A 22,561-nucleotide genomic window follows, 5' to 3' on the forward strand; every position below is an offset into this window, starting at 1 on the left:
TCAGGGGGCCGGCCGCGTCATGCCCAGCACGTCCAGCGCCTCGTCCAGCTGCTCGACCGTGAGGTCGCCGCGCTCGACGTGGCCGAGGTCCAGCACCGCCTGCCGGATGGTCGTGCGGTCAGCGACCGCCTTCTTCGCCACCTTGGCGGCCGCCTCGTAGCCGATCACCCGGTTCAACGGCGTGACCACCGACGGCGAGGACTCCGCGAGCTCGCGGCACCGCTCGACGTCCGCCTCCAGCCCGTCGATGCACCGGTCGGCGAGCAGCCGGGTGGACGCCGCGAGCAGCCTCGTCGACTCCAGCACCGCTCGCCCCATCACGGGCATCATCACGTTGAGCTCGAAGCTTCCCGAGGCGCCCGCGAACGTGACGGTGGCGTCGTGGCCGATCACCTGCGCGCACACCTGCAGCGTGGCCTCCGGGAGCACCGGGTTGACCTTGCCGGGCATGATGCTCGACCCGGGCTGCAGATCCGGCAGCCGAAGCTCGCCGAGCCCGGCCCGGGGACCGCTGCCCATCCACCGCAGGTCGTTGCAGATCTTCACCAGGCTGACGGCGACGGTGCGCAGCTGACCGGACAGCTCCACCAGGCCGTCGCGGGCCCCCTGCGCCTCGAAGTGGTCGTCGGCCTCGGCCAGCGGCAGCCCCGTCGTCCGGGCCAGCTCCTCGACCACCGCCGCGGCGAACCCGGGCGGGGTGTTGATGCCGGTCCCCACGGCTGTGCCACCCAGCGGCACCTCGGCCACCCGCGGCAGCGTCGAGTGCAGCCGCGCGACCCCGGACCGCACCTGCGCCGCGTAGCCGCCGAGCTCCTGGCCGAGCGTCACCGGGACCGCGTCCATCAGGTGGGTGCGGCCGGCCTTGACGACGTCCGCGAACTCGTTCGCCTTGCGCTGCAACGACTCTGCGAGGTGCTCCAGCGCCGGCACGAGCTCGTGGACGACGGCCGAGGTGGCGGCCAGGTGCAGGCTGGTCGGGAACGTGTCGTTGCTGGACTGGGAGGCGTTCACCTGGTCGTTGGGGTGCACCGGGCGGCCCAGTCGCTCGCTCGCCAGCCGGGCCACCACCTCGTTCACGTTCATGTTCGTTGAGGTGCCCGAGCCGGTCTGGAAGACGTCGATCGGGAACTGGTCGTCGTGCTCGCCGTCCGCGATCTGCTGGGCGGCGGCGCTGATCGCCTGCGCGACGTCCTCGTCCAGCACGCCGAGCCGGGCGTTGACCACCGCTGCGGCGGCCTTGATCCGGGCCAGGGCGTGGATCACGGCCGGTTCGACCCGGACGCCGCTGATCGGGAAGTTCTCGACGGCCCGCTGGGTCTGGGCGCCCCACAGGGCATCCACCGGCACTCGGACCTCACCCATTGTGTCGTGCTCGACCCGGTACTGCGTGTTCCCCGACTGCTCGCTCTGCTCTGCCATACCCCCATCCTCGCGCGGGTCGGCTTGCCGAGCACCTGCGGAGCCGACCACGATGGGGCGGTGGACGTCGACGTGCTGGTTGAACGGGTGAGGGGTCTGGCTGCGGACCCGGCCAGGGCGGGGCAGCGGACGCTGGTCGGGATCACCGGCCCGCCCGGCGCGGGCAAGTCGACGTTCGCCGAGCTGCTGATCGAGGCGTTGCGGCGCAACGGGATCGTGGCCGTGCTGGTGCCGATGGACGGCTACCACCTGGCTCAGCGAGTGCTGGACGAGCGCGGCCTGGCCGACGTCAAGGGTGCGCCGCAGACCTTCGACGGCGCGGGCTACCGGGCCCTGCTGGACCGCCTGCGGCAGAACGGGTCCGACGTCGTCTTCGCGCCGGAGTTCCGCCGCGAGATCGAGGAGCCGGTCGCCGGTGCCATCGCCGTCGGGCCGGCGGTCGAGGTCGTCCTCACCGAGGGCAACTACCTGCTGCTGGACGACGAGCCCTGGGCGGGCGCCCGCGGGCTGCTCGACGAGGTCTGGTACCTGGATCTGGACCCCCAGGTGCGCCAGGGTCGACTCGCTGAGCGCCACCGCCGGTTCGGGCGTTCCGACGAGGACGCCTGGGGGCGCACGACGGGCAGTGACGAGGCCAACGCCGCGCTGGTCGAGGCCGGACGGGCCCGAGCGGACCTCGTCGTCCCCCTCGGTTAGCGCGCCTGCGCCAGTCCTTGATACGGCTCAGTCCTCGATGTCGCTGGCCCCGTCGACGTCGCCGAGCACCTCGACGACGCTGACCCGGCCGTCGTCCAGCGCGTAGACGAGCCCGACGACGGCGAGCTCGCCGCGGGCCACCGCGCCCGAGAGCAGGGCGGAGCGGTCGACGAGCAGCCGGACGGTCTGCCGGACGTGCTCCGCCTCGACCTCCTCGGTCGAGGTGAGCCCGGCCCGTTGGGCGGCCAGCACGCTGGGGGTCACTCGCTCGACGATGTCCCGGACGAAGCCCGGGGGCAGGACGCCGGTGCGCACGGAGTCCAGCGTCGCCTGCACGGCGCCGCACGAGTCGTGGCCCAGCACGACGACCAGCGGGATGGACAGGTGTCCGACGCCGAACTCGACGGAGCCGAGGACCCCGCTGTCGACCACGTGCCCGGCGGTGCGCACCACGAACAGGCGGCCGAGCCCCTGGTCGAACACGATCTCCGCGGACACCCGGGAGTCCCCGCAGCCGAACACCAGCGCGAACGGGTGCTGGCTGTCGGCGAGCTCGGCCCGCCGGGCGACGTCCTTGTCCGCGTTGGCGGATCGGCCCGAGGCGAACCGCTCGTTGCCGTCCTGCAGCTCGCGCCACGCCTGCGGCGGCGTACGCCGTCCGTCGGTCTCGGCGGTGTCATCGATGGCGGAGGTGTCGCCGGTGTTGTGGGTGGCTTCGCTCACGCAGGCATCCTGCCACCCCGCAACGTCCGAACGGATCGCACTCACAGGTGAGATCCATTCGGACGCCAGGGTCACCCGGGCAGGTGGGTCAGGGGCGGGTGCCGATGGTCATGGCCAGCGGCTTGGTGGTGGTCGCGAAGAAGTCGTTGCCCTTGTCGTCGACCACGATGAACGCCGGGAAGTCCTCGACGTCGATCTTCCAGACCGCCTCCATGCCGAGCTCGGGGTACTCGAGCACCTCGACGTGCTTGATGCAGTCCTGCGCGAGCCGCGCGGCCGGGCCGCCGATCGAGCCGAGGTAGAAGCCGCCGTGCGCCGCGCAGGCCGCGGTCACTGCGCCGCTGCGGTTGCCCTTGGCGAGCATCACCAGGGACCCGCCGGCCGCCTGGAACTGCTCGACGTAGGAGTCCATCCGGCCCGCGGTGGTCGGGCCGAAGGAGCCCGACGCGTACCCGGCCGGCGTCTTCGCCGGGCCGGCGTAGTAGACCGCGTGGTCGCGCAGGTACTGCGGCATGGGCTCGCCGGCGTCCAGCAGCTCCTTGATCTTGGCGTGCGCGATGTCGCGGGCCACGACCAGCGAGCCGCTCAGCGAGAGCCGGGTGGTCACCGGGTACCGGGACAGCTCGGCGCGCACCTCGTCCATGGGCCGGTTGAGGTCGATCCGGACGACGTCCTCCCCGGTCGTGGACTCGGCGCGGGCGCGCTGGGCCAGCTCGGACGTCGTCAGGTGCTCGTCGGTGGTCTCCGGCAGGAACCGCGCGGGATCCGTCTCCAGCGCCTCGAGGAACACGCCCTCCGCGGTGATCTTGCCGAGCGCCTGGCGGTCCGCCGAGCAGGAGACCGCGATGGCCACCGGGCAGGACGCGCCGTGCCGGGGCAGCCGGACCACCCGGACGTCGTGGCAGAAGTACTTGCCGCCGAACTGGGCGCCGATGCCGAACTCGCGGGTCATCTCGAGCACCTGCTGCTCGAGCTCGACGTCCCGGAAGCCGTGTGCGGCAAGCGATCCGGACGTCGGCAGCCCGTCCAGGTACTTGGCCGACGCGTACTTGGCGGTCTTCAGCGCGAACTCCGCCGACGTGCCGCCGACGACGATGGCCAGGTGGTACGGCGGGCAGGCGGCGGTGCCGAGGGCACGCAGCTTCTCGTCCAGGAACCGCTTCATCCCGGCCGGGTTCAGCACGGCCTTGGTCTCCTGGAACAGGAACGACTTGTTCGCCGACCCGCCGCCCTTGGCCATGAACAGGAACTTGTACGACGTCTCGTGCCCGGCCGCGGTGTCGGCGTACAGCTCGATCTGGGCGGGCAGGTTGGAGCCGGTGTTCTTCTCGTCCCACATGGTCAGCGGCGCGAGCTGGCTGTACCGCAGGTTCAGCCGGGTGTACGCGTCGAAGACGCCTTGCGAGATGGCCTGCTCGTCGGTGCCCGGCGTCAGCACGTGCTGGCCGCGCTTGCCCATCACGATGGCGGTGCCGGTGTCCTGGCACATCGGCAGCACCCCGCCGGCCGCGATGTTCGCGTTCTTCAGCAGGTCCAGCGCGACGAACTTGTCGTTGTTGCTGGCCGCCGGGTCGTCCAGGATCGACCGCAGCTGGGTCAGGTGCGCCGGCCGCAGGTAGTGCGCGATGTCGTGCATCGCCGTGTCGGTGAGCAGCCGCAGCGCCTCGGTGTCCACCTCGAGGAACGTCCGGCCGCCCGGACCCTCGACGGTCCGCACGCCCTCGGTGGTCAGCAGCCGGTACTGCGTGGTGTCGCCGCCGACGGGCAGCAGGTCCTCGTAGAGGAACTCGGGCGTGGGCATCAGCGACCTCGGGATCGGTGGTTCAGGCGGGCGCCGTCCAGATTACCTACCGCCGACTGGCGCGAAGCGGCGCCGCTGTGGCCGACCTCCCCAAATAGGTATAGGCATGACATAGCGGTGATCACGAGCGCTGGTGCACGACGACGTGACTGGGGTGCGACATGGGTGTGCGGCGACTGCGAGGCAGGCTCGACGGCAGCGCAGGACGGGCCGGTCCGCCCACCGTCGTCCTGGTCGCGACGGCGTTGCTGGCCGGCCTCGGGCTCGCCGCCTGCGGCAGTGGCAGCGGGTCCGGCTCCAACGCGCTGACCTGGTACATCAACCCGGACAACGGCAGCCAGGCCAAGCTGGCCGCCGAGTGCACGGCGCAGAGCAACGGCGCGTACAAGATCACCACGTCGATCCTGCCGAACGACGCGAGCACCCAGCGCGAGCAGCTGCTGCGCCGGCTCGCCGCCGACGACAGCTCGACCGACCTGATGAGCCTGGACCCGGTGTTCGTCGCCGAGTTCGCGCAGGCCGGCTTCCTCCAGCAGGTCCCCGAGGACCTCAAGGCCGACTTCACCGCGGACACGGTGCAGCCAGCGATCGACGCCTCCACGTGGAAGGACAAGCTCTACGCCGCACCGTTCTGGGCGAACACCCAGCTGCTCTGGTACCGGAAGTCGGTGGCGGAGAAGGCCGGCCTGGACATGTCCAAGCCGGTGACCTGGGCGCAGATCATCGCGGCAGCCAAGGCAGAGAGCAAGACCGTCGGCGTGCAGGCCAACCGCTACGAGGGCTACACGGTGTGGATCAACGCGCTGTACGCCGGTGCCGGCGGCTCGATGGTGGAGAACCCGACCGCGAAGGCGGAGCAGATCAAGCTCGGCATCGCCGGTCCGGCCGGGACGGCTGCGGCCACGGTGATCAGCGGCCTCGCCAAGTCGGGGGTCGGCGGTCCCTCCCTGTCCACCGAGGACGAGGAGGCGGCGCGCGCACTGTTCCAGGGCGACACCGGTGGCTTCATGGTCAACTGGCCGTACGTGTGGTCGGCGGCCAACGAGCAGGCCAAGGACGTCGTCCCCGACATCGGCTGGACGCGCTACCCGCGGACCGAGGCGGACAAGACGTCCCGACCGCCCTTCGGCGGCATCGAGCTCGCCGTCGGCGCAGCGAGCAAGCACAAGGACCTCGCGTTCGAGGCGGCCAAGTGCATCACGTCGACGAAGTCCCAGATCGAGTACATGGTCAACTCCGGGAACCCGGCGGCGCGCAACGCGGCCTACGACGACGCGGCAGTCCGCAAGGCGTTCCCGATGGCCGACCAGATCCGCGCGTCGTTGGCCACCGCCGCGCCCCGCCCGATCACGGCGTACTACGGCGACGTCTCGCTCGCCGTCCAGGACGGTTTCCACCCGCCGTCCAAGGTCGATCCGCGAACGACGCCCGAAGACACGCAGAAGTACCTGCTCGAGGTCCTGAAGGGAGATGCGCTGCTATGAGCACGGTGACCGAACCCGCCCCGACCCAGGCCGCCGAACCCCGACGCGCACGCACCACCGACCGCGCCAGGCAGGAGCGCTCGCTCGGCTGGAAGCTGGCGGGGCCGGCCTTCGTCGTGATGCTCGCGGTGACCGCCTACCCGATCGCGAACGCGCTGTGGCTGAGCCTGTTCGACTACCGGCTGACCGACCCGACGAACCGCCGGTTCGTCTTCCTGAAGAACTACGTCGTGATCCTGGGCGACCCCATCTGGTGGCGGGCCGTGGGAGTCACCCTGCTGATCACGGTGATCACGGTGGTCGTCGAGCTGGTGATCGGGTTCGGCCTGGCGCTGGTCATGAACAAGGCGCTCAGCCTGATCCGTCCCGTGCTGCGCACCGTCATCCTGATCCCCTACGCGATCATCACGGTCGTCTCGGCCTTCGCCTGGCAGTTCGCCTTCAGCAACACGTCGGGCTTCGTCAACGACTGGTTCTCGTTCCTGCCCGGCATCAGTGAGACCACGGACTGGTTCGGCGGGTTCTGGAGCTCGCTGGCGGTCATCTGCGCGTCCGAGATCTGGAAGACGACGCCGTTCATCTCGCTGCTGCTGCTGGCCGGCCTGGCCCAGGTGCCGGAGGAGATGCAGGAGGCCGCGCAGGTCGACGGCGCCACGTGGTGGCAGCGGATGTACAAGGTGACCATCCCCAACATGAAGGCCGCCATCATGGTGGCGGTGCTGTTCCGCACCCTCGACGCCTTCCGGGTCTTCGACAACGTGTTCATCATGACCGCGGGAGCGCAGGGCACCGAGACGGTCTCGCTGCTGGCCTACCGCCAGACCATCACCCGGGTCGAGATCGGTATGGGGTCGGCCGTGTCGGTCCTGCTCTTCCTGTGCGTCGTGCTGATCAGCTTCGTGTTCGTCAAGGGGTTCCGGATCAACCTGGCCCAGGCCCGAGGGGAGGGCTGATGGGTGCCATCAGCGGGCGCGAGCGGGCTGCCTGGCTCATCGGCGGGCTCGTCATCTTCGTCTACGCGCTCTTCCCGGTCGCCTGGATCGTCTCCCTGTCCTTCAAGTCGCCGGCGGACCTGACCAACAAGAAGTTCCTGCCCACGAGCTTCACGAAGGTCAACTACGAGCAGATCCTGACGGGCGGCGCCAAGGACCTCTTCCTGCCGGCCCTGCGCAACTCCATCGGCATCGCGCTGATCGCCACGTTCATCTCGGTGATCCTGGCGATGTTCTGCGCCTACGCCATCGCGAGGCTGAACTTCCCCGGGCGGCGACTCATCCTCACCACGGCGCTCGCGGTGTCGATCTTCCCGGTCATCTCGATCGTCACGCCGCTGTTCAACCTGTGGCGCGAGATCGGGCTGTACGACACGTGGGCCGGCCTGATCATCCCGTACCTGTCGCTGACCCTGCCGATCTCGATCTGGACGTTGTCGGCGTTCTTCCGCGAGATCCCGTGGGAGATGGAGCAGGCGGCGCAGGTCGACGGCGCCACCAGCTGGCAGGCGTTCCGCAAGGTGATCGTGCCGTTGGCGGCGCCGGGCGTCTTCACCACGGCCATCATCGCCTTCTTCATCGCGTGGAACGACTTCGTCTACGGCATCTCGCTCACCTCGACCAACGCGGCCCGGCCGGTTCCGGCGGCGTTGGCGTTCTTCACCGGCTCGTCGCAGTTCGAGGAGCCCACGGGTGCCATCTCGGCGGCCGCGGTCATCGTCACCATCCCCGTCGTCGTCCTCGTGCTGCTGTTCCAGCGGCGCATCGTCGCCGGCCTCACCAACGGCGCGGTCAAGGGCTGAAGGAGCCGACATGTCAGAGATCCAGCTCAAGAACATCGTGAAGAAGTACGGCGACGGCTTCCCGGCGGTGAACGACGTCAGCCTCGACATCCGGGACGGGGAGTTCGTGATCCTGGTCGGCCCGTCCGGCTGCGGGAAGTCCACGCTGCTGCGGATGGTCGTCGGCCTCGAGGACATCACGTCCGGCGACATGATGATCGGCGGCAAGCGGGTGAACGACAAGGCGCCGCGGGAACGCAACCTGGCGATGGTCTTCCAGAACTACGCGTTGTACCCGCACCTGACCGTCTTCGAGAACATCGCCTTCCCCTTGCGGCTGGCCAAGGGTCAGCACAGCGAGCAGGAGATCACGGACAAGGTCAACCGTGCGGCCGACATGCTGGAGCTGCACGAGCACCTGCAGCGCAAGCCCGCCAACCTGTCGGGTGGCCAGCGCCAGCGCGTCGCGATGGGACGCGCCATCGTGCGGCAGGCCGACGCGTTCCTCTTCGACGAGCCGCTGTCCAACCTCGACGCCAAGCTGCGCGGCCAGATGCGCACGGAGATCTCCCGGATGCAGCGCCGGCTCGGCGTCACCACCATCTACGTGACGCACGACCAGACCGAGGCGATGACGCTGGGCGACCGCGTCGCCGTCCTCAAGAAGGGTGTGCTGCAGCAGGTGGCCAGCCCGCGCGAGCTCTACGAGCAGCCGGTCAACCTCTTCGTCGCCGGCTTCATCGGCTCGCCGCCGATGAACTTCCTCCCGGCCCGGGTGGACGGCGACACGCTCAAGCTGCCGTTCTTCGACCTGCCCACGCCGGAGTCGTTGCGCGGCAAGCTGTCCGGCAAGGACCTCGTCATCGTCGGCATCCGCCCGGACCACTTCGAGGACGCCTCGATGGTCGACGAGTCCCGGCAGGCCCGGGGCGTGGTCGTCTCGGCGCCGGTGGACCAGACCGAGTGGCTCGGCAGCGAGCAGTACGCCTACGTGCTGTTCGACCCGGACCCCGACGTGCAGGCCAAGCTGGACGAGCTCGACCGCGACCTGGACGGCGAGGGCATGCGCAGCCAGGTCGTCGTGGCCCTCGACCCGATGAGCCGCGTGCGAGCCGGGGAGAGCACCGACCTGTGGGTGGACCCGCGGCGGGTGCACGTCTTCGACCCCGAGTCCGGGGACAGCCTGACCCGTGACGAGGAGCGCGCCAAGCAGATCGGCGAGGACAACGAGACCGAGCGCAAGCGCCAGCTCGAGCGCTCGCGGGAGCAGGAGGCCGCTGCCGCCAGTTGAGTCACCAAGTTCACCGTTTCGCCGGAAGCGGCCGCGGCCTCGGCGCCGATAGCCTTGCGTCCGGGAGGGGTGGACGTTGAACATCGAGCTGGTCCGGCTTTCGGTCGTGCTCGGCCTGGTGGCTGTGGTCTACCTGGCCGTGGCCGCCTACGTGTGGCAGCACCGGCGGGCCGCCGGGGGGCGCGCCCTGACCGTGCTGCTGCTGTCGGCCGGGATCTGGACGATCTGCAACGCCGTCGAGGTCGCCCTGCCCGATCCCGCGGACCAGATCGTCTGGGGCGATATCAAGTACATCGGCATCGTCACCCTGCCGCCCGCCCTGCTCGTGTTCGCGCTCGAGTACACCGGCCGGGTCCGCCGGGTCAGCGGCGCGCTGCTCGCCCTGCTCGCGGTCGAGCCGGTGGTGGTGCTCACCGCGCTCACGGTCCCGCAGACCCACGACCTGGTCCGCTCCCTGCCGGCCGACGCGCACGTCGGTGAGTACGCCGTCGCGGTCGCCGGCCCGCTGTTCTGGGTGCACGCGCTGTACAGCTACGCGCTGGTGGTGGTGGCCATCGGGCTCATCGTGGTTGCCACCCTGGCGGTCACCCGGCGCCAGCTCGGCGCCTGGCTCCTGATCGCCTCGTGCGTGCTGCCCGTCGTGCTGAACATCGCCTACAACGTCGGCTTCGACGAGTACTTCCCGGCCGACCCGACGCCGATCGGCTTCAGCATCGCCGGCTTCGTGCTGGTCTGGGGCTTCTTCCGGTTCAAGCTGTCCGACCTGGTGCAGATGGGTCGCCGTCAGGTCGTCGAGCAGATCCCGGACTCCGTCCTGGTGCTCGACCTGCACGGCCGGATCGTGGACGCCAACCCGTCGGCCACCCGGTTGACCGGTCGCCGCGGGCACGCGCTAATCGGACGCCGGGTGCTCGACGTGCTGACCCAGCTGACCGCACTGCTGGAGACCACCCCGGTCGAGGAGTCGACGTCGGGCACCTGCCGGGCCACGGGGCCGGACGGCGTCGTCGACCTCTCGGTGACCGTCAGCCCGCTGCCCGGTGGCGGCGAGCCGCCGTCCGGTCGCCTGGTCGTGCTGCGCGACGTCACCCAGCAGCGGGACGTCGAGCGCCGCCTGCGCGAGCTGGTGACCGAGCGCACGGGCATCATCGAGACCCTGCGCCGAGGCCTCTACCCGTTGCGGCTGCCCGAGATCCCGGGTCTGGAGGTCGCCGCGACCCTGGACCCCGCGGAGGCCGAGACCAGCATCGGCGGTGACTTCCTGGACGTCCGGTCGATCGGCTCGGGTCGCTGGGCCCTGATGCTCGGCGACGTGGTCGGCAAGGGCGCCGGGGCGGCGACGCTGACCGCGCTCGCCCGGCACACCACCATCGCGCTGACGGGTCTGGGCTGGCTGCCGTCGAGGGTGCTGGAGCGGGTCAGCCACGCGATCGCCGAGGACGACTCGGGTGGCGAGGCGGGACAGGAGGTCCGCTTCTGCACGATGGCGTTGGCCACGGTGGAACCGGGGGAGGACTCGGCCGAGGTGCTGCTGTCCCTCGGTGGGCACCCGCGACCGATGTTCGTCACAGACCGCGGCGTGGTCACCGAGGTCGGGGTGCCGGGCAGCCTGCTGGGCGTGATCGACGACCCGGAGCTGCACGACGTCCGGCTCGGGTTGCGCGCGGGCGAGGCCCTGGTGATGTTCAGTGACGGGGTGACCGAGGCGCGCCGCGGCGCCGACGCCTTCGGCGAGCAGCGGCTGATCGAGCTGCTGTCCCGGCTGGCCGGCACGCCGGCGGCCCACATCGTGCACGAGGTGGTGTCGGCCGTCCGGGCCTTCTCGGCGCAGGAGGAGCACCGTGACGACGTCGCCGTGCTGGTCCTGGCCATCCCCGGCGCGGCCGCCACCCCGGCGTCGGCCAACCCCGCTGCTGGCTAGCTGATCTCGCCGACCTCGATCTCGCCGTCGGCAATCTCACTGCGGCGCGGGGGGTTCGAGCCGGCCCGGCCGCAGGTGATGGACGACGTCAGGGTGGCTCGGTGCAGCGCGCTCACGAGGACGTCGACCTCGGCTGCTCGCAGCGCCGGGCCGCGACCGCGACCCAGCAGCCCGGCATCCGCCAAGCCGGAGAGCAGCCCGGACATGAACGAGTCCCCGGCGCCCACCGTGTCGATGACCTGGACCCGTTGCGGGGCAACGGTGATCGCGGACGACGGGTCCGCCGACCGCCAGGCGCTCGCGCCGTCGCCGCCGCGGGTCACCACGACCAGGGCCGGCCCGGCGGCGGCCCAGCGGGCACCCACCTGCTGCACGCTCGACCCCGGGTAGAGCCACTCGAGGTCCTCCTCGCTGGCCTTGACGATGTCGCTGCCGGACACCAGCGCCTCGACCCCCGGCCGTACGGCGTCCGCGCCGCCCATGATCTGCGGACGCAGGTTCGGGTCGAAGGACGTCGTGACGCCGGCCGCGTGGGCGGCGTGCACGGCGACCTGCACGGCGGCCGAGCCGGGCGCCAGCGCGGCGCCGATGGAGCCGGTGTGCAGGTGGTCGGCGCCCGAGACGTCGAGCGGAGGCAGGTCCCACACCAGGTCGAACACGTACCGCGCGGAGCCCGCGGCGTCCAAGGTCGCCGTCGCCGTGGACGTCCGCGACCGCGACGCCCACCCCTGGGCCAGGTGCACGCCGTCCTCGTCGAGCGCCGCCCGCACCAGGGCGCCGTCCGCGTCCTGCCCGACGCGGGTGGCGAAGGTGACCGTGTGCCCGAGCCGGGCCAGGCCGATCGCCACGTTCGCGGGACTGCCGCCGACGTGCCGCTCGACCGGTGGGACGACGCCGTCCCGCTCGGGCCGCACGACGACGTCCACCAGGGCCTCGCCGACCACGAGCAGCGGGGTCCCTACCGGGGGTTGGAGCGCAGCCACGCCAGCACCTCCGCCGTGTGCGAGTCCGGCGGGAACACCGGGTAGAACGCGTGGGCGACGACACCGTCGTCCAGCACCAGGGTGAGCCGTCGCAGCAGCACCTGCCCGGCCGCCTCGAACGTGGGAAGCCGCAGCGCCTGGGTGAAGGCCAGGTCGTGGTCGGACAGCAGCCGGTACGGCAGGTGCAGCCGCTGCACGGCCTCCTGCTGGTACGCCGTGGTCTGCGTCGACAGGCCGAACACGTGGTCCGCGCCGGCGGCCAGCAGGTCGCCGACGTGGTCGCGGATGTCGCACGCCTGCGGGGTGCACCCCCGGGCGCCGGGGATCGCGTCCCAGTCCGCCACCAGCGGCGCCTCCCCCGGCACGCCGGTGCGCGGGTAGCCGAAGACCACGGAACGACCCGGCAGCCGGGCCAGGTCGACGCTGCCGCCACCGGTCGAGCCCAGCGCGAGCCCGGGCACCGGGCAGGACGCGAGGTGGTCAGCCGCCCCGTCGTCCGGCGGGACGGGCAGACCCGCGGGCAGCTGGCCCGGCTCGTAACCCGGCAGCGGGCCTGCGTCGGTGGCCACGACTCAGCGTCCGTGCTCGAAGTCCACCGAGCTGTAGGCGCGCAGCTTGCTCAGCCGGTGGTGGCTCTCGATCACCCGGATGGTGCCGCTCTTGGAGCGCATCACCAGCGAGTGCGTGGTCGCGCCACCCGCCCGGTAGCGCACCCCGCGCAGCAGCTCGCCGTCCGTGATCCCCGTCGCCACGAAGAACACGTTGTCACCGCTGACCAGGTCGTCGGTGTGCAGGACGCGGTCCAGGTCGTGCCCGGCGTCCAGGGCGCGCTGGCGCTCGGCGTCGTCCTTGGGCCACAGCCGGCCCTGGATCGTGCCGCCCAGGCACTTGATCGCGCACGCCGAGATGATGCCCTCAGGGGTGCCGCCGACCCCGAGCAGCAGGTCGACCCCGGTGTCCGGGCGGGCCGCCATGATCGCGCCCGCCACGTCTCCGTCCGAGATCAGCCGGATCCGGGCGCCGGTGGCCCGGACCTCCTCGATGAGCTGCTGGTGCCGGGGACGGTCGAGGATCACCACCGTGACGTCCTCGGGCTCCTCGTTCTTCGCCTTCGCCACCCGCGCGATGTTCTCCGCGACCGGGGCGGTGATGTCGACGACGTCGGCCGCCTCCGGACCGGTCACCAGCTTGTCCATGTAGAACACGGCGCTCGGGTCGTACATCGCGCCGCGCTCGGCGACTGCGAGGACGGCGATGGCGCTCGGCTGGCCGTTCGCGGTCAGGCTCGTCCCGTCGATCGGGTCGACCGCCACGTCGCAGTCCGCGCCGGTCCCGTCGCCGACCCGCTCGCCGTTGAACAGCATCGGCGCGTCGTCCTTCTCGCCCTCGCCGATCACCACGACGCCGTTCATCGACACGGTGCCGATCAGCTTGCGCATCGCGTTGACCGCGGCCCCGTCGGCGCCGTTCTTGTCGCCACGGCCCACCCAGCGACCGCCGGCCATCGCCGCTGCCTCGGTGACCCGGACGAGCTCGAGGGCCAGGTTGCGGTCCGGCTCCTCGGCGGACACGCGCAGGCTCTCCGGCAGCGTGCCCGCGGTGGTCGGCTCGTCGGGCATGGTTCTCCTCGCGTGGGGCCGTGCGGCGGGGGCGGGTGCAGCGACGACTCTATCGGTCACCGAGCCTGTTCAGCCGCCCGGTCAGCCGCGCGGTCAGCCGCCTGGTCAGCCGCCCGGTCAGCCGGGTGGGCGCAGGCTCTCGGCCAGCAGCGTCAGGTCGTCGAACGGCGCGGTGCCGGTCACGATCGTGGTCACCGCGTCCCGGGTGTGCACCAGGCTGTTCTGGTTGGCGCGACCGCCCGCGTAACGCTGCCACGTCTCGCCGTCGATCTGCTGGGTGCCGACCTTGGGCGCCCGGTTCGTCTGCTGGGACAGCCACTCGTCCGGCGCGTCCTTGCCCTGCTCGAGCGCGGCGTACTGCTGCTGCGGGGTCTGGTACCCCGCGTGCCAGGTCACCACCTGGGCCGTCGAGCGCGTCGTGCGCACGCTCGTCGCCCTCCACCCGTCCGGCAGACCCACCGGCACGGACGGGGTGAACTCCACCTGGGACGCCGCGGCGCGGGCCCCCAGCGGGACGTCGACCGGCGGCTGGGTGACCTGGTTGACCCGAGGCACGATCAGCACCAGCACGAACGCGATGCCCACGACCACCAGCAGGGACAGCACCATCGACGTCCACGGCGCCCGGGCGCGGCGCAGGCGCTTGTGCGCCGCCAGCTCCGCCGCCTGGTCGAGCTCGCTGCGGGTCTCGCTCACGGGTCCGGACTCACTCACTGCTGGAGCCCGACCGCTCGCGGGCGGCGTCGAGGCGCTCGCGGGCCCCGTCCAGCCAGGCCTGGCAGCGCTGGGCCAGGGCCTCGCCGCGCTCCCAGAGCTCGAGGGACTGCTCGAGGCTCGCCCCGCCGGCCTCCAGCTGGCGCACGACGTCCACCAGCTCGTCCCGGGCCTGCTCGTAGGTCAGCGCATCGGTGTCGGGCGCGGCGGCGTCCGGCTGCTTCTTGGGCACGACGTGACCCTAACCTGCACCGGGGACAGCCCTCACCTTCGACCGCTCAGCCGACCGCTCAGTCAGCGGTGGCGGCGATCTCCCCGGCCGCGACCCGCAGTCGCAGCGCGTCACCGGTGGCCACCTCGTCGGGGGAGCGGACGACGACCCCGTCGGCGCGCTGCACGACCGCGTAGCCGCGGTCGAGGGTGGCCTGCGGCGACAGCGAGCGCACCTGGACGGCGAGGTGGCGCACGGCGTCCCCGGCCCGGTCGAGCCGGCCACCCAGCGCGCGTCGGGCCCGCTGCACGGCGGACTCCACCTCGTCCAGCCGGACGTCGACCAGCACCTCCGGGTTCGCGAGCACCGGACGGGAGCGCAGCGCCGACAGCGTCGCCTGCTCTCGGTCGATCCGGTGCACGACGGCCCGGTGCAGCCGCTCCTGCGCGTTCGCGAGCGCGGCGAGCTGCTCGCCGACGTCCGGGACGACCAGCCGGCCGGCGTCGGTGGGGGTGGAGGCGCGCACGTCGGCCACGAGGTCGAGCAGCGGGGTGTCGACCTCGTGGCCGATCGCGCTGACCACGGGCGTGCGGGCGCTCGCGACGGCCCGGACGAGGGCCTCGTTGCTGAACGGCAGCAGGTCCTCCAGCGAGCCGCCGCCCCGTGCGATGACGATGACGTCGACGTCCGGCTCGTCGTCCAGCTCGAGCAGGGCGGCCCGCACCTCGCTGACCGCGTTCGGGCCCTGCACGGCGACCTCGCGCAGCGCGAACTCGACGGCCGGCCAGCGGCGGCGGGCGTTCTCGACCACGTCGCGCTCGGCGGCGCTCGCGCGGCCGGTGACCAGGCCGACCCGGCGGGGGAGGAAGGGCAGCGGCTTCTTGCGGTCGGCCGACAGCAGCCCCTCGGCGGCCAGCAGGCGCTTGAGGTGCTCGACCCGGGCGAGGAGCTCGCCGACCCCGACGGGCCGGATCGCGTCGGCGTTCAGCTGCAGCGTCCCGCGCTTGACCCAGAAGTCGGGCTTGGCGTGCACGACGACCCGTGCGCCGTCGACGAGGTCGGCTCCGAGGCCGTCCAGCACGCGCACGCTGGTGGTGACGGGGAGCGAGAAGTCGACGTCGGCGTCCCGCAGGGTGAGGAACGCCACGCTCTGACCGGGTCGACGGGTCAGCTGCACCACCTGGCCCTCGATCCAGACGGGCGGCATCTTGGCCACGTACTCGGCCATCTTCGTGCTCAGCAGCCGCACCGGCCACGGGTGCTCGGCGGTGGTCTCGCGGGCGAACTCCGGCACCCGGCGTGGCTGGTCGCTCACCCGGCCACCCTACGCAGGGCCGCTCGGACGGCGCGGCGCCGTGTGGCACCTACGATGGACGGGTGACTGAACCGAGGAAGCGTGTGCTGCTCGCCGCCCCCCGTGGCTACTGCGCCGGGGTCGACCGCGCCGTCGTCGCGGTGGAGAAGGCGCTCGACCTCTACGGTGCGCCCGTCTACGTGCGCAAGCAGATCGTGCACAACAAGCACGTCGTGATGACGCTCGAGAAGCGTGGCGCGATCTTCGTGGACGAGACCGACGAGGTCCCCGAGGGCGCGACCGTGGTGTTCTCGGCGCACGGGGTGGCTCCGTCGGTGCACGAGGAGGCGGCTCGGCTGTCGCTCAAGACGATCGACGCGACCTGCCCGCTGGTGACCAAGGTGCACCACGAGGCCGTCCGGTTCGCCGCCGACGACTTCGACATCCTGCTGATCGGTCACGAGGGTCACGAGGAGGTCGTGGGCACCGCGGGGGAGGCCCCGGCGCACATCCAGCTCGTCGACGGCCCGGACGACGTCCCCAACGTGAACGTGCGCGACCCCGAGCGGGTGGTGTGGCTGTCCCAGACGACGCTGTCGGTGGACGAGACGATGGAGACGGTGCGCCGGCTGCGCGAGCGCTTCCCGGCCCTGCAGGACCCGCCCAGCGACGACATCTGCTACGCCACCCAGAACCGTCAGGTGGCCGTGAAGCAGATCGCTCCGCAGGTGGACCTGATGATCGTGGTGGGGTCGACGAACTCGTCGAACTCGGTGCGCCTGGTCGAGGTCGCCATCGAGCACGGCTCGAAGGACGGGCACCTCGTGGACTACGCCGACGAGATCGACGAGGCCTGGCTGGACGGCGTGACGTCGGTGGGTCTGACCAGCGGCGCCAGCGTGCCCGAGGTGCTGGTCCGCGACGTCCTGCTGTGGTTGGCCGAGCGCGGGTACGGCGAGGTCGACGAGGTCGTGTCGGCGCAGGAGAGCCTGCTGTTCTCGCTGCCGCGCGAGCTGCGCCGCGACCTCAAGGCCGCCGAGGCCGCAAAGGCCGCCAAGGGCGCCGACGCGCTCACCTGAGTCGCGCTCCTCCCGCGTCGCGTTCATCCAGCGTCGCGTTCATCCAGCGTCGCGTTCATCCAGCGTCGCGGGCGGCCCTGCGGGCCGAGGACTCCGCCGTCGTCCCGTTGACCAGGTCGGTGTCGTCCAGCAGCAGCTCGACCGCGGTCAGCGTCCGCGGCGTCGCCTCAACCGGGGGCACGGTCTCGAGCGGGTCGTCCGTGAGGTCCAGGTCGTTCATCCGTCGTGCGGTGACCAGCACCCGGCGTTCGAGCGTGCCGACCAGGGCGTTGTAGTCCTCGACGGCCCGGTGCAGGGTGCGGCCGAGCTTGACCGAGTGGCTGCCCAGGGTGCCCAGGCGCGCGTACAGCTCCTTGCCGACCTCGAACAGCTCGCGGGCGTTGCCGGACAACGCGTCCTGCTGCCAGGTGTACGCGACGGTCCGCAGCAGAGCCAGCAGCGTCGCCGGTGAGGCGAGCACCACCCGGCGCGCCATCGCGGCCTCGTGCAGGCCGGGGTCGGCGTCCAGCGCCGCGGCCAGGATCGCGTCGCCCGGCACGAAGCACACGACCATCTCGGGCGTGGGGGTGAAGGCCTGCCAGTAGGCGCGCGCCGCCAGCACGTCGACGTGCCCGCGCAGCGCTCGCGCGTGGGCCTGCAGCAGCCGCCGCCGGTCCGCGTCGTCCTCGACGGCCCCGGCGTCCAGGAACGCCGTCAGCGGTGCCTTCGAGTCGACGACGAGCTGCTTGCCGCCCGGCAGCCGCACCACGAGGTCGGGGCGCAGCTGCCCGCCGTCCGGGCCCGAGGCACTGGCCTGCTCGACGAAGTCGACCCGAGCCAGCATGCCGGCGTGCTCGACCACGCGCCGCAGCTGCGTCTCACCCCAGGTGCCCCGGGTGTTCGACGAGCGGAGTGCGCCGGCCAGCGCGGCCGTCTGCGTCCGCAGCGCCTCACCGGACGCCGCGACCGCGAGGAGCTGCTCGTCCAGCCGCGCGTACTGCTCGACCCGGTCGCGTTCCAGCACGCCGACCTGACGCTCGACCCGGGTCAGGCTGTCCCGCAACGGCCCCAGCACGGCGGCGAGCTCACGGTCCTGGCTGGTCGCGGCCTCGAGGTCGATCACCCGCTGGCGCAGCAGGTCGCGCTCGGCTGTCGTACCGGCCGTGCGCACCCGGGCCCAGGTGCGGGCGGCGAGCACGCCGACGACCCCGCCGAGGGCGAGGCCGACGAGCAGCGCGAGCAGGGTCCCGTGATCCATGTGGATCACCATGACAGCGGCCACCGACAAGGCGCCGTCGCCACGCGGTGCGCGCATGCCGCTCCGTAGGCTGCCCAGCATGCCCAGACCCCAGACCCGCTGGATCGCCGAGACCGGTGGACGTCGCGGCCCGGCGTACGCGGCGCGGTTCCGCGAGCTCGCGGCCTCCGGCGCGGACCTGCACGGCGAGGCCCGGTTCCTCGACGGCCTCCTGGTCGACGCGGGCCGCACCCCGGCCCGCGTCCTGGACGCCGGCACCGGCACCGGCCGCGTCGCGATCGAGCTGGCCCGCCGCGGCCACGACGTGACCGGCGTCGACGTCGACGAGTCGATGGTCGTCGAAGCCCGGGCCGACGGCCGCCAGGCCGGGGTCGACGTCCGCTGGGTGGTGGGGGACCTGCTCGACCTCGCCGACCTCGCCGGCGGTGGGTTCGACCTGGTCGCCGCGCCCGGCAACGTCCTGGTCTACCTCGCCGACGGCACCGAGCCGGACGTCGTGATGGCGCTCGCGGCAGCGCTGGCGCCCGGCGGGCACCTGGTCGTCGGGTTCGCCGCGGACCGGCACGTCGACCCGGACGCCTACCAGGGCTGGTGCGCCGACGCGGGTCTGGTCGAGGTGGCGCGCTACGCCAGCTGGTCCGGGGACCCCTGGGTGGCGGGCGGCGAGTTCGTGGTGGCCGTGCACCGCCGGTAGACTCCCGTCCTCGTGGCCCTCACCATCGGAATCGTCGGACTGCCCAACGTCGGCAAGTCCACCCTGTTCAACGCCCTCACCAAGAACGAGGTGCTCGCCGCGAACTACCCGTTCGCGACGATCGAGCCCAACGTCGGGGTGGTCCCGCTGCCCGACGAGCGGCTGCCGAAGCTCGCCGAGGTCTTCGGCAGCGCGCGGATCCTGCCGGCCACTGTGTCGTTCGTCGACATCGCGGGCATCGTGCGCGGCGCGAGCGAGGGTGAGGGGCTGGGCAACAAGTTCCTGGCCAACATCCGCGAGGCCGACGCCATCTGCCAGGTGATCCGCGCCTTCGGCGACCCGGACGTCGTGCACGTCGACGGCAAGGTCGACCCGTCGTCCGACATCGAGACGATCCACACCGAGCTGATCCTGGCCGACCTGCAGACCCTCGAGAGCGCGATCCCGCGCCTGGAGAAGGAGGTCAAGGGCCGCAAGACCGACGCGAAGGTGCTCGAGGCGGCCCGGGCGGCGCAGGCGGTGCTCGAGGAGGGCACCACGCTGTACGCGGGCGGCGCGAAGGCCGGCATCGACCCGGCGGACGTGCGCGAGCTGTCGCTGCTGACGTCGAAGCCGTTCATCTACGTGTTCAACCTGGACGAGGACGGCCTGGCGGACGAGGCGCTGATGACCTCGCTGCGCGAGCTGGTGGCACCGGCCGAGGCGATCTTCCTGGACGCCAAGGTGGAGGCCGAGCTGGCCGAGCTGGACCCGGCGGACGCCGCCGAGCTGCTGGCCGGCATCGGGCAGGACGAGGCCGGGCTGGACCAGCTGGCGCGGGTCGGCTTCGAGACGCTCGGGCTGCAGACCTACCTGACGGCCGGCCCGAAGGAGACCCGGGCCTGGACGATCCGCAAGGGGTGGACGGCGCCGCAGGCCGCCGGGGTCATCCACACGGACTTCCAGCGGGGCTTCATCAAGGCCGAGATCGTGTCCTTCGAGGAGATCATCTCGGCCGGGTCGATGGCGGAGGCCAAGTCCCGCGGCAAGGTCCGCATCGAGGGCAAGGACTACGTCATGGCGGACGGCGACGTCGTGGAGTTCCGCTTCAACGTGTAGAAACCCAGGTCGCCTGGTTGCGCCGCTTGCCGACCCCTCCGACGTCGCGCCGGCTACTGCTTGAGCATCGCGGCAGCCATCCGGTGCTCCGGTTCGATCAGGTGGCTGTGGTCGTCGTCCCCGGCGTCGAGTCTGACCCAGCTGATGGTGCCGGTGAACTCGTTGCCGGTCGGTCCGTAGTCCGGGGACACCGGGGAGGCGACGTCCATGCCGATGTCGACGGTCTCGTCGAGCGAGAACGTGAACGGGATGGTGCGCTCCACCCGGCCCTCGCCGACCTGGGTGTCGCCGTCGAAGAGCGTGACCGTGCCGCCCTTGCCCAGTCCGCCGCCGTCGTAGGCGAAGTGCGCACGGACCTCCCGGGTGCCAGGCCCCAGAGGTTCGTCGGCGTGGATCACCGAGGTCATGATCGCCAAGGTGTTGTAGCAGAACGCGAGCCGGCCCTCGTGGACGTAGAAGCTCCACCCGCCGTACGCCCCGCCCTGCGCGATGATCACCCCGTTGGCGCCGGCGCCCGGGACGGTGACCTTGGACGTCGCGCTGAACGACTTGTTCTTGACCCCGACGACGCAGTTCTCGTTGAGGCGCTTCATGCCCGGGTAGAGGATCTGGGTGTCGCCGTCCAAGATCTTCGGCCGCCCGACCAGGTCGGCGTTGAATCGCTCGGCGGAACGCACGTCCATGGGGAGCACGTTGAACCGGGCCGCCTGGATCAGGAACAGCTGCTGGAGGTGCGCCAGCCGGGCCGGCTCCTGCTCGGCGAGGTCGTTCGACTGGGTCCAGTCCTCCTCGACGTTGTAGAGCTCCCACACGTCGTCGTCCAGGCCCCGGGTCGAGCCGGCCCAGGGATCCTTGTGCTTCGCGACGGCGGTCCAGCCCCGGTGGTAGATCGCGCGGTTGCCGACCATCTCGAAGTACTGGGTGAGGTGCTGCTCCTCGGCGTCGGCGTCGTCGAAGGTGTAGTTCATCGGCGTGCCCTCGTAGGGGCGCTGGGTGACGCCGTGCACCGTCGAGGGCTCGGGGATGCCCGCGGCCTGGAGCACCGTGGGCGCGACGTCGATGCAGTGCGCGAACTGGTGTCGGATCTCGCCGCGCGCCCGGATCCCGTTGGGCCAGCTGACGATGGTGCCGTTGCGGGTGCCGCCCCAGTGCGAGGCGACCTGCTTCGTCCACTGGTACGGCGTGTCCATCGCGTGCGCCCAGCCGATGGCGTAGTGGTTGTAGGAGTTGGGCGTGCCGAGGTCAGCCTGGTGGTCGATCAGGTAGGCGTCGTCCTCCATGTCCATCATGTGGTTGAGCAGGAAGCTCTCGTTGGTGGTGCCCTTCATCGTGCCCTCGGCCGAGGCCCCGTTGTCGCCGATGATCACGTAGACCAGCGTGTCGTCGAGGACGCCGAGCTCGTCCAGGGCGTCGAGCAGGCGGCCGGTGTGGTGGTCGGCGTACTCGAGGTAGCCGGCGTACACCTCCATCTCACGGGCCAGGACCGGGTGCAGCTCGGGGTTCATCTCGTCCCAGGCGGGGATGCCCTCGCTGCGCGGGGTGAGCACGGCGTCCTGGGGGATGACACCGAGCTCCTTCTGCCGGGCGAACGTCTCCTCGCGGACCTTGTCCCAACCCTGGTCGAACCTCCCGGCGTACTTGTCCGCCCACTCCGCGGGGACGTGGTGCGGGGCGTGGGTCGCACCGGGCGCGAAGTAGGTGAAGAACGGCTTGTCGGGAGCGAGCGCCTTCTGCTGCTTGGTCCAGGCGATCGCCTTGTCGGTCATGTCGCCCATGAAGTGGTAGCCCTCCTCGGGCGTGCCCCAGGGCTCGACCGGCATCGTGCCCTCGTAGATCGCCGGGTACCACTGGTTGGTCTCGCCGCCGATGAACCCGTAGAAGTGCTCGAACCCACCGCCCGGGCTCGGCCACTGGTCGAACGGTCCGACCGGGCTGGCCTGCCAGACGGGAACCTCGTGGCACTTGCCGAACTGGGCGGTGCTGTAGCCGTTGAGCTTGAGGGTCTCGGCGAGCGGGGCGCAGTTGTTGGGCCGAATGGAGCTGTAGCCCGGCGCGCTCGTCGCGAGCTCCGTGATCGCTGCCATGCCCACCGTGTGGTGGTTGCGACCGGCGAGCAGCGCCGCGCGCGTGGGGGAGCACAGTGCCGTGGTGTGGAATCGCGTGTACTTCAGCCCGGCGGCCGCGACCCGATCGAAGCTCGGGGTGTCGATCGGACCCCCGAACGCGCTGGACGCACCGAAGCCGACGTCGTCGATCAGGACGATCAGCACGTTGGGCGCACCCTCGGGCGGCGTCAGCTTCTCGATCGGCGGGAAGTGGGTATCCGGATCGGTGGCGTCGTACGTGACCGGGCCGGTGTAGGCCAGGTCGGGGATCGGGAGCGAGCCACGCTGAACTGACCTCCGAGCTGAAACCACGATCCCGCCTCTTCCGTCGACTGAAGACTGGTTGCTGGTCCCCAGCCTCCGACGAATGCCACGGTTTGCGTTCCCCCGGTTCGGGTGAGGTCCCGGCGGCGTGGCA

At 71.5% G+C, this 22,561-nt stretch carries 20 protein-coding genes; 9 read left to right on the forward strand and 11 right to left on the reverse strand.

Annotation, left to right across the window (positions count from 1 at the left end; translation table 11 throughout):
• Positions 1-1,419, reverse strand: a complete 1,419-nt coding sequence (locus tag ABEB17_RS14600; protein ID WP_345717465.1) for a class II fumarate hydratase — start codon at positions 1,417-1,419, stop codon at positions 1-3.
• Between the two features lie 60 nt (positions 1,420-1,479).
• Here ABEB17_RS14600 and ABEB17_RS14605 point away from each other — a divergent pair, with 60 nt between their 5' ends.
• Positions 1,480-2,115, forward strand: coding sequence for a nucleoside/nucleotide kinase family protein (locus tag ABEB17_RS14605; RefSeq protein WP_345717466.1), 636 nt, complete (start codon positions 1,480-1,482; stop codon positions 2,113-2,115).
• Positions 2,116-2,142: 27 nt separating this feature from the next.
• Here ABEB17_RS14605 and ABEB17_RS14610 read toward each other — a convergent pair whose 3' ends face one another.
• Together ABEB17_RS14610 and ABEB17_RS14615 are read right to left on the reverse strand one after the other, a co-directional pair.
• Positions 2,143-2,799: a carbonic anhydrase gene (locus tag ABEB17_RS14610; protein ID WP_345717936.1), complete on the reverse strand. Its 657-nt coding sequence runs from the start codon at positions 2,797-2,799 to the stop codon at positions 2,143-2,145.
• 127 nt (positions 2,800-2,926) lie between these two features.
• Positions 2,927-4,639 carry a fumarate hydratase gene (locus ABEB17_RS14615; protein ID WP_345717467.1) on the reverse strand — a complete coding sequence of 571 codons (1,713 nt, stop codon included), beginning with the start codon at positions 4,637-4,639 and terminating at the stop codon, positions 2,927-2,929.
• Between the two features lie 161 nt (positions 4,640-4,800).
• Between ABEB17_RS14615 and ABEB17_RS14620 the strand changes: the two genes are divergently transcribed.
• The 5 genes from ABEB17_RS14620 to ABEB17_RS14640 all read left to right on the forward strand — a co-directional run bounded on the left by ABEB17_RS14620 (position 4,801) and on the right by ABEB17_RS14640 (position 11,109).
• On the forward strand, positions 4,801-6,123 hold the full coding sequence (locus tag ABEB17_RS14620; RefSeq protein WP_345717468.1) for an extracellular solute-binding protein: 1,323 nt from the start codon (positions 4,801-4,803) through the stop codon (positions 6,121-6,123).
• On the forward strand, positions 6,120-7,076 hold the full coding sequence (locus ABEB17_RS14625) for a carbohydrate ABC transporter permease (protein ID WP_345717469.1): 957 nt from the start codon (positions 6,120-6,122) through the stop codon (positions 7,074-7,076). The genes ABEB17_RS14620 and ABEB17_RS14625 overlap by 4 nt, the downstream gene beginning before the upstream one ends.
• Complete coding sequence (locus ABEB17_RS14630; RefSeq protein WP_378227128.1) at positions 7,076-7,918, forward strand: carbohydrate ABC transporter permease; 843 nt, start codon at positions 7,076-7,078, stop codon at positions 7,916-7,918. The genes ABEB17_RS14625 and ABEB17_RS14630 overlap by 1 nt, the downstream gene beginning before the upstream one ends.
• A 10-nt stretch (positions 7,919-7,928) precedes the next feature.
• Positions 7,929-9,188, forward strand: a complete 1,260-nt coding sequence (locus tag ABEB17_RS14635) for an ABC transporter ATP-binding protein (RefSeq protein WP_345717470.1) — start codon at positions 7,929-7,931, stop codon at positions 9,186-9,188.
• Positions 9,189-9,264: 76 nt separating this feature from the next.
• Positions 9,265-11,109, forward strand: coding sequence for a histidine kinase N-terminal 7TM domain-containing protein (locus tag ABEB17_RS14640; RefSeq protein WP_345717471.1), 1,845 nt, complete (start codon positions 9,265-9,267; stop codon positions 11,107-11,109).
• Here ABEB17_RS14640 and ABEB17_RS14645 read toward each other — a convergent pair.
• From ABEB17_RS14645 to xseA, 6 genes are all read right to left on the reverse strand, one after another.
• Positions 11,106-12,092: a carbohydrate kinase family protein gene (locus ABEB17_RS14645; protein WP_345717472.1), complete on the reverse strand. Its 987-nt coding sequence runs from the start codon at positions 12,090-12,092 to the stop codon at positions 11,106-11,108. The two genes, ABEB17_RS14640 and ABEB17_RS14645, sit on opposite strands and share 4 nt — an antisense overlap.
• The gene (locus tag ABEB17_RS14650; protein ID WP_345717473.1) at positions 12,068-12,661 is read right to left on the reverse strand and encodes a peroxiredoxin; all 594 of its coding nucleotides are present in this window, start codon (positions 12,659-12,661) and stop codon (positions 12,068-12,070) included. The genes ABEB17_RS14645 and ABEB17_RS14650 overlap by 25 nt, the downstream gene beginning before the upstream one ends.
• Before the next feature lie 3 nt (positions 12,662-12,664).
• Positions 12,665-13,711 carry a class II fructose-bisphosphatase gene (glpX, locus tag ABEB17_RS14655; protein WP_345717474.1) on the reverse strand — a complete coding sequence of 349 codons (1,047 nt, stop codon included), beginning with the start codon at positions 13,709-13,711 and terminating at the stop codon, positions 12,665-12,667.
• A gap of 117 nt (positions 13,712-13,828) precedes the next feature.
• Entirely contained in the window at positions 13,829-14,425 is a 597-nt protein-coding gene (locus ABEB17_RS14660; protein ID WP_345717475.1) for a DUF4245 domain-containing protein, read from the reverse strand.
• Complete coding sequence (locus ABEB17_RS14665) at positions 14,418-14,657, reverse strand: exodeoxyribonuclease VII small subunit (RefSeq protein ID WP_345717476.1); 240 nt, start codon at positions 14,655-14,657, stop codon at positions 14,418-14,420. The genes ABEB17_RS14660 and ABEB17_RS14665 overlap by 8 nt, the downstream gene beginning before the upstream one ends.
• Before the next feature lie 58 nt (positions 14,658-14,715).
• Positions 14,716-15,951, reverse strand: coding sequence for an exodeoxyribonuclease VII large subunit (gene xseA, locus ABEB17_RS14670; RefSeq protein WP_345717477.1), 1,236 nt, complete (start codon positions 15,949-15,951; stop codon positions 14,716-14,718).
• Between the two features lie 62 nt (positions 15,952-16,013).
• On the opposite strand from xseA, the gene ABEB17_RS14675 reads away from it, so the two are divergent.
• The gene (locus tag ABEB17_RS14675) at positions 16,014-17,009 is read left to right on the forward strand and encodes a 4-hydroxy-3-methylbut-2-enyl diphosphate reductase (RefSeq protein ID WP_345717478.1); all 996 of its coding nucleotides are present in this window, start codon (positions 16,014-16,016) and stop codon (positions 17,007-17,009) included.
• Between the two features lie 55 nt (positions 17,010-17,064).
• Here ABEB17_RS14675 and ABEB17_RS14680 read toward each other — a convergent pair whose 3' ends face one another.
• Positions 17,065-18,246: a DNA recombination protein RmuC gene (locus tag ABEB17_RS14680; protein ID WP_345717479.1), complete on the reverse strand. Its 1,182-nt coding sequence runs from the start codon at positions 18,244-18,246 to the stop codon at positions 17,065-17,067.
• A gap of 79 nt (positions 18,247-18,325) precedes the next feature.
• On the opposite strand from ABEB17_RS14680, the gene ABEB17_RS14685 reads away from it, so the two are divergent.
• Together ABEB17_RS14685 and ychF are read left to right on the forward strand one after the other, a co-directional pair.
• Entirely contained in the window at positions 18,326-18,940 is a 615-nt protein-coding gene (locus ABEB17_RS14685) for a class I SAM-dependent methyltransferase (RefSeq protein ID WP_345717480.1), read from the forward strand.
• A 12-nt stretch (positions 18,941-18,952) separates the two neighbouring features.
• Positions 18,953-20,038 carry a redox-regulated ATPase YchF gene (gene ychF / locus ABEB17_RS14690; RefSeq protein ID WP_345717481.1) on the forward strand — a complete coding sequence of 362 codons (1,086 nt, stop codon included), beginning with the start codon at positions 18,953-18,955 and terminating at the stop codon, positions 20,036-20,038.
• A 53-nt stretch (positions 20,039-20,091) separates the two neighbouring features.
• Here ychF and ABEB17_RS14695 read toward each other — a convergent pair whose 3' ends face one another.
• The gene (locus ABEB17_RS14695; protein WP_345717482.1) at positions 20,092-22,455 is read right to left on the reverse strand and encodes an arylsulfatase; all 2,364 of its coding nucleotides are present in this window, start codon (positions 22,453-22,455) and stop codon (positions 20,092-20,094) included.
• Positions 22,456-22,561: the final 106 nt, after the last annotated feature.

Source organism: Angustibacter luteus (assembly GCF_039541115.1).
GTDB lineage: Bacteria > Actinomycetota > Actinomycetes > Actinomycetales > Angustibacteraceae > Angustibacter > Angustibacter luteus.

Coding starts and splice junctions, on each gene's coding strand:
- ABEB17_RS14630 (WP_378227128.1), top strand. CDS start 7,076: ATGGGTGCCATCAGCGGGCGCGAGCGGGCTGCCTGGCTCATCGGCGGG.
- ABEB17_RS14620 (WP_345717468.1), top strand. CDS start 4,801: ATGGGTGTGCGGCGACTGCGAGGCAGGCTCGACGGCAGCGCAGGACGG.
- ABEB17_RS14635 (WP_345717470.1), top strand. CDS start 7,929: ATGTCAGAGATCCAGCTCAAGAACATCGTGAAGAAGTACGGCGACGGC.
- glpX (WP_345717474.1), bottom strand. CDS start 13,711: ATGCCCGACGAGCCGACCACCGCGGGCACGCTGCCGGAGAGCCTGCGC.
- ABEB17_RS14600 (WP_345717465.1), bottom strand. CDS start 1,419: ATGGCAGAGCAGAGCGAGCAGTCGGGGAACACGCAGTACCGGGTCGAG.
- ABEB17_RS14625 (WP_345717469.1), top strand. CDS start 6,120: ATGAGCACGGTGACCGAACCCGCCCCGACCCAGGCCGCCGAACCCCGA.
- ABEB17_RS14680 (WP_345717479.1), bottom strand. CDS start 18,246: ATGGATCACGGGACCCTGCTCGCGCTGCTCGTCGGCCTCGCCCTCGGC.
- ABEB17_RS14615 (WP_345717467.1), bottom strand. CDS start 4,639: ATGCCCACGCCCGAGTTCCTCTACGAGGACCTGCTGCCCGTCGGCGGC.
- ABEB17_RS14685 (WP_345717480.1), top strand. CDS start 18,326: ATGCCCAGACCCCAGACCCGCTGGATCGCCGAGACCGGTGGACGTCGC.